Here is a 7862-nt window from a genome sequence, read left to right as displayed (position 1 = left end):
GTTGATACACAATGCAGAAGAATACAATGGGAACTTGAAAATGGTCAGCAATTTTTTTCAACAAGTGCTTATCCAATGAATTTTGTACAATTCACTCAAAGTACAAGTACTCCTACTTATTTGGCAGAAGTATTTATAAATAACTATGAAAGACCTGTTAACCGTAACCAACCTCAAAGAGGTGTTTGGGCTGAGCAATGGTATAGTACCCTTGCAGGCGTAACTACTCCACCACCTAGTGGTACAACTTATACTGTTCAAGCCGGTGACACTTTAAGTGGCATTGCTGCAAAGTTTGGTGTTACAGTCGCTCAGCTTCAAGAATGGAATGGAATTTCAAACCCTGATCTAATCTATGTAGGACAAGTTCTTAAGGTATCTGCTGGAAGTTCTGGAGGAACTACCACCTATACTGTTCAATCTGGTGACACTTTAAGCGGAATTGCTGCAAAATTTGGAACTACAGTTGCTCAACTTCAAGCATGGAATGGAATTTCAAATCCTAATCTCATCTATGTAGGACAAGTTTTGAGAGTAAGATAAATTATTTGTAAATTTTCGTGACATAATTAAAGCATAATTTTTTTGATTTCTTCTAATTTTTTAAAATCATAAATATTAGATATTTAATTCTAATAGGCAGCAATGACAACGTTGCTGTCTATTTTTTAATTCAATAATAACATTATGTCCTATCCATGAAAATAACCAGTTCTTGCTGAAACCACAACATAAGGTACTTCTTTACCTTCTTTTATAACATAGGCTTGGTATAAATCATCTTGCAAAGGTTCTAATTTAACGACTTTTTCCTCATATGTGTCATATAAATCTTTTTTAAATAGATCTTCCCAATCCTTTTGAATAGGTGCATTTAGAGTTATATACATAGCAAAACTCTCTACATCATCAGCATTACCTCCATTAGCTATATATTGCTTATATAAACTTTTAATATCAACTCGATTTAGGAATGTTTTACTCCATTTTATTTTTCCTGCTTCTGATTTATCTTCTTGACCATTAATAATATATTCTTTAACTTTTTCAGAAATATTCTGTTCTGAATAAGCCTCATCTTTTGTGTTATCATCAGAAGATATCTGTTTTTCTTCTGACTTATCCCCGGAGCTTTTAGTTGAACTTTGACTGGAGTTATTAGTATTATCATCCAATTTATTTGTACCCTTAGAAACATTTGATGAGCACGCCGTTAAAAAAATAATTAAAAATAGTAAACAAAATTTTAAATTTTTCATGATAACCTCACTTCCATATATTATAATATCCAGACATTAACAAAATAATTATAAACTTTTCAATAACAGATGTAAAAAATATAAATTATCAATTTTCTACTAAACAGCATTTAGATAATCTCTTATTCTTGAAATAGCCCTTGTTCTATTTTCGCATACAGCTTGTCTGCTTATTTTTAAGTCACAAGCAATCTCTGCATCACTCTTATCTCTTAAATATCGATTAATTAAAATAGACCTTTGTTTATCTGTTATTATTTCCTTAGAAAGAATTTCTTTTACTAAAAAATTATCAAATTTATTATCTTTTACTCCTCTATCTGGAATAATATCAATACATATTTCTGAGCTCTGCTTCCCATTTATAATGTGTTTTTTTAATAGATTTGTACATCTACTAATTAAAGCTTTATTTATATATACCACTAACGTTCCCTCTTTTTCACTATCAAATTTACATAGATCAATCTTATCTATTACTTGTATAAATTCTATTATCAAATCTGTTCTTGCTTCAGCGTATCCTAACTTATATTGATACTTTAATATTATAGGCATAAATTTATCAATTAGAAATTGCATAGCCTCTTTATTACTCATCTGTGCCAATTTTATTACATCATACATTTTAGTATTCATTCTTTTTACCTCCTAATCATGAAAAACATGTTATTTGAAAAATAATGTCTTAAAAAATGCTATTGAATTTATATCTTTTGGCAATAATTAGTGCACAGTGTATAAAATTTGTTAAGAAAGTTTAATAATATGAAAATTAAAGAAGAAATTATCATAGATATGTTTTGGCTGTTATTCCTAGTATAAGGATATTGTATCGCTTTAGATCTAATAAGTTGATATGCTTAGCTTATTTGTAATTAATTCAATCCTAAATTAAAGATTAAATCATATCATGCTTTATTTTGATATGTTCATAAATTGATCTAACTGCTTCAGAAAAATTATGCTTAAAAATATATAAATACGCATTTACTCGACATCTAAAGTTATTAATTTAAATGACTAATACAATTTCATATTGTATTAGTCATTTTTTACTTTTTTTCATTTTTTAGGTTTACATATCAAAAAAAGATTTGCTTTTAGTAGGTAATTAGAACTCTTAAGAGAATTTAGGAGGTGCCAAATGCCTACAAATTTATTATTATCTAATATTAAAACATTTCATAACAATCAAGAAGTTTTTGGTGATATTTTGATTCACTTTAACTCTAAGATTAAATATCTAAGCTATAAACTAAAATATCCCGAAGCAGAAACAGATCTCATCATATATCTATACGAACTTTTAAAAGTAATAGATGAACAAAAATTTAATACGGATAAAGATATATTAATGTACATTTATAAATGTCTTAATAACAAGTCTATATCCTTATTTCATAAGATAGCTAAAGATAAAGAATCGATGACTTTTACATCTGAAGCAGAGACATTAGATGTAATCGACTGCAATGAAAAAAATGATGAATATTCAGACATATTTTTCAACGATCTGATTTCATCACTAAATCCTAAACAAAAGGAAATTATGTTTTATAAGTTCTATTTACAATTATCAGATATAGAAATTGCAAAACTATTTAAAATATCAAGACAAGCTGTGAATAAATCTCTAAGAAAGGCTTTAGAGACATTAAGACAAGAATTATTAAATTAGAACGGAGGTGAGAAATTATGGATGAATTGATAAAAACCGCTGCAACTCAGGGAATCTGGGTAATGCTTAGCTGTGTACTTATAGTATACATACTAAAAGCACAGGAAACTAGGGATCTAAAACAGGAAGAAAGGGAAAAAAACTATCAAGAGATAATAAAGCAGCTTACGGACAGATTGAATACTTTAGATTCAATAAATTCAACTATTAATGAAATAAAAAATAAAATTAATTAGATTTCATTCAGTTGATAATAATCTTTTCATAAATATTACCCCATTAAATAAATATAATAACAAAGAGTAACACTCATTTCCCCTTTTGATGTGTTACTCTTCATTGTATTTTACGTTAGTCTTAAACTACTGTGAGATTTGAATTGTTCACAAAATTGAATATTTGTTTCTTAAATAATATACATTAGATAAAAACTTACTTTTTTACTAACTATTTATTCTTATTATACTCCGAATAAATCAAAAATTTCATCGTCGGCTATAACACGATCACTTTTCTTATCTGCATTTTTCAGCATACTTTGCATTTTATCTTCCATCGACTTTTTAAGAAGGTCCTGAAAATCAATAGCACGAAGCTTAAAAAATAATATAGGATCTCCATCTAATTTTGAACCAACTCCATATAGTACTGCTGCAATATGTTTACACATTCTTGCTGAATCAGGACATGTACATTTAAAATGAATTTCTTTTGGGCTTGGAAATATTCCATTTCTTGAATTACTAAACATTTCATCAAACTCTTTGGGAAAGCTCCCCAAAAGAAGTGTTTCTAAAGTATCTATTTTCCTATTACAAAGCTGTTTAACTTTTTCCCAATTCTTTTTATCTAACTTATCAATAGAAATTGTAACATTATATGGTCTTGAACTGCTTCCTTGAACTATTGCTTCTACTTTTCCTTCTGAAATCTTTAAATTAAGCACTGCACCGCTTTTTACATAAGTTTTTCCCCTGCTTATTCTATTTTTAAAATCTGCATAATTCTCTAAATTCTTATTCCAGGCTTTTCCCCACCATTTTGATGCTATCTGATTTCCACTTATAATTATAGGTGATATATCAGGATTTGTTTTTCTAAGTTTTTCAAGATTTTTTTGATTCTTTTTAGCTTTATCTGCTGCTGATTCTGGTTTATACCAGCCATAATAACCCATTTATTTGTCACCACCTAACTTAAATAATTCCATAAGTTCCTTATTATCAAGCTCTGTAATCCAACTTTCACCTGATGAAGCTATTATATCTCCAGCTAATTTTTGTTTTTCTTCTATCATTAAGTCTATTTTTTCCTCAATTGTTCCTTTTGTTACAAACTTATGTACCATTACATTTTTCGTCTGCCCTATACGGAAAGCTCTATCTGTAGCCTGATTTTCAACAGCTGGATTCCACCATCTGTCAAAATGAATTACATGATTAGCACTTGTAAGATTTAAACCAACTCCACCTGCTTTAAGCGAAAGTACCATATATGGAATGTACTCTTCTCCATTAAAGGCTTCAACCATTTCACTTCTTTTCTTAACGGAAGTTCCCCCATGAAGTACTAAGCCTTTTCTATTAAAGATACTTTCAAGGAATGCTGATATTGGCTCTGTCATTTCCTTAAATTGAGTAAACACAAGCACTTTTTCTCTTTTTTCGTATATATTTTCACAGATATCTTTAAGCTGCTCAAATTTTCCACTATTATCTAGCTTATATTCTTCAAGGCCTAAATATTGATCTGGATGATTACATATTTGTTTAAATTTTATGATATTTCCAAGTACAAGGCCTTTTCTTTCAATTCCCTCTGAATTATTTAATTTTGCTTCCAGCTCTTTTACAAGTTTATTATATAACACGATCTGCTTTTTACTTAAAGATGCATACTCTTTTATTTCTATCTTTTCTGGAAGATCTGCTATAACACTTTTATCTGTCTTTAATCTTCTTAATATAAAGGGATTTATAATATTCTTAAGTTTTGCATAGTTACTATTATTTTCTCTTAAGGTCTTTGTAAAGTTTGTAAATTCTTTAACAGTACCCAAAAGCCCAGCATCTAGAAAATCAAATAATGACCAAAGATCAGAAAGCCTGTTTTCTATAGGAGTACCCGTCATTGCTATTTTTGTTTTAGCTTTAATTTGCTTTATGGTCTTAGTTTGCTTTGTTCCTGGATTTTTTATAGCCTGTGCTTCATCTAAGATCAATATATCCCAAGTAATCTCTCTTATTTCTTCTAAACGACTTGCCATACCATAAGTAGTTATATATAAAAATGGGCTATCTTCTTCACCTAACTCTATAGATGTTTCTTTTCCATGAAGGACAGCTATTTTCATTTCAGGCGCAAACTTCTCTATTTCCTTCTGCCAGTTGCCTATTAATGAAGCTGGAATAATGAGAAGTGCTTTCCCTCCACTTTCAACTCTGATTTTCTCGAGAAAAGCAATAATCTGTACAGTTTTACCAAGTCCCATATCATCAGCTAAACATGCTCCAAAACCTAATTTTTGCATATAAGTAAGCCATGAAAATCCTGTTTTTTGATATGGTCTTAAGGAAGCCTTAAAACTTGTACTTGGAGTATTTTCTTTTAAAATATCTGGATTTTTCATAGTATCACGTATCTTCTTAAGCCAAGTTCCATTTGATACTTCTAGATCCACAGAAGTTTCATTTATTCCAAGTTTTTCTCCTGCATTAAGCTCCATACGCATGGCCTCTGCAATAGTTAATCCATCAGCTTTAGCTAAGGTGTCAGCCTTTTCATATGCCTCTAATACTTCTTTTAATTTATCTTTATCTATTTCTATCCATTTCCCTTTAATTAAGGCTAACCCTTCTGCTTCTAAAAGTAATTTTTTAAGTTCTTCCTTAGATATCTTTTCATCTCCAAAAAATATTTCTGGTTCAAAGAATAATAATGCATCCATTCCAACCTTTGCTGGTTCTTTTTCACCAATTGAAACTGAAATCCTTAGAAAATTATTTTTCTTCCTCCACCAATTTGGTATTCTGCACATTATTCCTGCTTCCTCATAAATAGGAATCTCTTTCAAAAGGCTATATGCATCATCTTTTGTAAATTTAAGTGGTGAAAATAATTCTCCGCTTTCCATGAGACTTGATATGAAATCACTTTTGTCTGCTGCCTTACTTATTGTTCCCATGAGCTTAAGAAGCTTTTCTTTATCTTCTTTATATTCTAATAAGGCATTTTTTAAAGGCGTATGTTTAGCTTTACGTCTTCCGGCTTCTTTATTTTCTGTTGAATATGTAGCCAAAAATGCAAATGGATAAGAATCTTCCTTGTTTTCAACTAAGTGAAAAAATACCCTTCCAGCAACATTTATGTTTGTATTTCTTTCTATTAAATATTCCTGTACAGTCCCTTTAAATTTAGCAATTTCTCTTCTGAATATATCTGCTGTTTCATTCCACACCATTGAAATCCATTCATCATTTATAAATTCCATTCCTATTGAAAAAGGTGCTCTATTCTTAATTGCTTCAATTTCTTCATATTCCAAAAATAATTCAGTATCCTCACGAGTTATCTCTATATCAGGCTTTCTTGAAATCTCTTTTATTAATTTATTTACTATAAAGTATAAAAAACTTATAGTTTCTGACATCCATTCTTCCTCATTCGTAAAACCAAGGTTCCATAATGCCTTATATTTATCTTCTATAAATTTTGTATACCACACTTCCTGATTCTTTATATTATCTTCTGATAATTTTTTCTTAGGAGCTATCTCATAATCTATTTTAAAACCTGCCTCTGTAAAAATTGCTATTAATTCTTTACGTTCTTTAAGACTCTTATCCAAAAAATGTCCTCCTAATATTCTTTATATTTTGAATTATAACCACATTGCAACAAAGTATCCCCATATAATTCCAACTTATATTTTGCCATAAAAGCTCTGTTTATAATGTATATAGCCATTTTTCTAATTGATATTATAACATAAATTGCACACGTCTCATTCTTCAATTTTTAAAAATCACTTTTTATAGAATTTCTCATTTCAAAAAGCATTTGGAACTTCATTATAAACACCGCCTTTTAATATCAATTTATTAATCGGAATTTGTATTCCGTTGTCAATATTCAAATTTTGAAGTAAAATTAAAAAAGAAAGGTGGTTATCTGAATGATAAATAAAGAGTGCTCTGTAAACAAAACAGACAATATTACACAGCCTAATGACAATAATTCAAAATCCTTACGAGCGGATGCAAAACAAAATAGAGAGCAGATACTTGATGCGGCATATAAGATTTTTTCTGAAAAAGGGACGTCAATTCCTATAAGTGAAATTGCTCGTCAGGCTGGTGTAGGCATCGGTACAGTATACCGCCATTTTCCGAACAAAGAAGCACTGTTTGAGGCAGTCAATATTAGTTATAAACAGCAACTTACACAAAGAGCTAAGTCTCTTATTAATAATATTGATCCAGGTGAAGCTTTTTTTAATTTCTTTATACATATCATAGAAGATGGATTTACTAACAAGGCCTTAAAAGATGCTTTAAATACCAGAATAACAGATTTTGATGTGTTGCAGGATTTTCAGTCAACATTTTCTACTCTTCTCACCAGGGCTCAGAAAGCCAAGGCTGTACGTGAAGATATAGATATAAAAGATTTAATCACCCTCATAATGAGTCTTTTGTTAGCTATAGATCAGCGTAAAGGTGATTTAGATACAAAACAGTTCAATAGATTACTTTCCATTGTTAGCGATGGACTTCGTTATAAAGATACCAATGATAAGTCAAAGTAAATATAGCTGTTATTAAATCTCAACATATTATAATTTAAATTTGTCACTGTTCTGACACATTAGCCAATTATAATAAAGTTACAAAGTTGATAATAATTTTTTTCATAAATATTTA

8 protein-coding genes are annotated in these 7862 nt (G+C 29.5%); 4 read left to right on the top strand and 4 right to left on the bottom strand.

The genetic code is table 11. From position 1 onward, the window contains the following. Positions 1-543, top strand: a 543-nt coding sequence (locus CLOBL_RS29080; protein ID WP_077861664.1) for a phage tail tip lysozyme, incomplete at its 5' end; no start/stop codon positions are given. A 149-nt stretch (positions 544-692) separates the two neighbouring features. Here CLOBL_RS29080 and CLOBL_RS26070 read toward each other — a convergent pair. Both CLOBL_RS26070 and CLOBL_RS26065 read right to left on the bottom strand, forming a co-directional pair. Beyond that, a complete protein-coding gene (locus CLOBL_RS26070; RefSeq protein ID WP_077861663.1) occupies positions 693-1259 on the bottom strand; it encodes a hypothetical protein in 567 nt (188 codons plus the stop codon). 99 nt (positions 1260-1358) lie between these two features. Continuing rightward, positions 1359-1898, bottom strand: coding sequence for a sigma-70 family RNA polymerase sigma factor (locus tag CLOBL_RS26065; protein WP_077861662.1), 540 nt, complete (start codon positions 1896-1898; stop codon positions 1359-1361). A 508-nt stretch (positions 1899-2406) separates the two neighbouring features. On the opposite strand from CLOBL_RS26065, the gene CLOBL_RS26060 reads away from it, so the two are divergent. Next, positions 2407-2940, top strand: a complete 534-nt coding sequence (locus tag CLOBL_RS26060; RefSeq protein WP_077861661.1) for a sigma-70 family RNA polymerase sigma factor — start codon at positions 2407-2409, stop codon at positions 2938-2940. Between the two features lie 14 nt (positions 2941-2954). After that, positions 2955-3176, top strand: a complete 222-nt coding sequence (locus CLOBL_RS26055; protein ID WP_077861660.1) for a BhlA/UviB family holin-like peptide — start codon at positions 2955-2957, stop codon at positions 3174-3176. Between the two features lie 224 nt (positions 3177-3400). Here the strand turns inward: CLOBL_RS26055 and CLOBL_RS26050 are convergent, their stop codons facing one another. Continuing rightward, positions 3401-4117: an SWIM zinc finger family protein gene (locus tag CLOBL_RS26050; RefSeq protein WP_077861659.1), complete on the bottom strand. Its 717-nt coding sequence runs from the start codon at positions 4115-4117 to the stop codon at positions 3401-3403. Continuing rightward, a complete protein-coding gene (locus CLOBL_RS26045; protein WP_077861658.1) occupies positions 4118-6787 on the bottom strand; it encodes a DEAD/DEAH box helicase in 2670 nt (889 codons plus the stop codon). It abuts the gene before it with no gap. Between the two features lie 327 nt (positions 6788-7114). Between CLOBL_RS26045 and CLOBL_RS26040 the strand changes: the two genes are divergently transcribed. Beyond that, a complete protein-coding gene (locus tag CLOBL_RS26040) occupies positions 7115-7747 on the top strand; it encodes a TetR/AcrR family transcriptional regulator (protein ID WP_077861657.1) in 633 nt (210 codons plus the stop codon). The last annotated feature ends 115 nt before the right edge of the window (positions 7748-7862 follow it).

Origin of the sequence: Clostridium sp. BL-8 (assembly GCF_002006495.1) — a bacterium.
Lineage (GTDB): Bacteria > Bacillota > Clostridia > Clostridiales > Clostridiaceae > Clostridium.
This window is presented reverse-complemented; position numbering and strand designations above follow the sequence as displayed.

What these genes read in the sequence shown, in the direction of transcription:
- CLOBL_RS26040 (WP_077861657.1), top strand. Translation starts at nt 7,115, where the DNA reads ATGATAAATAAAGAGTGCTCTGTAAACAAAACAGACAATATTACACAG.
- CLOBL_RS26060 (WP_077861661.1), top strand. Translation starts at nt 2,407, where the DNA reads ATGCCTACAAATTTATTATTATCTAATATTAAAACATTTCATAACAAT.
- CLOBL_RS26070 (WP_077861663.1), bottom strand. Translation starts at nt 1,259, where the DNA reads ATGAAAAATTTAAAATTTTGTTTACTATTTTTAATTATTTTTTTAACG.
- CLOBL_RS26065 (WP_077861662.1), bottom strand. Translation starts at nt 1,898, where the DNA reads ATGAATACTAAAATGTATGATGTAATAAAATTGGCACAGATGAGTAAT.
- CLOBL_RS26050 (WP_077861659.1), bottom strand. Translation starts at nt 4,117, where the DNA reads ATGGGTTATTATGGCTGGTATAAACCAGAATCAGCAGCAGATAAAGCT.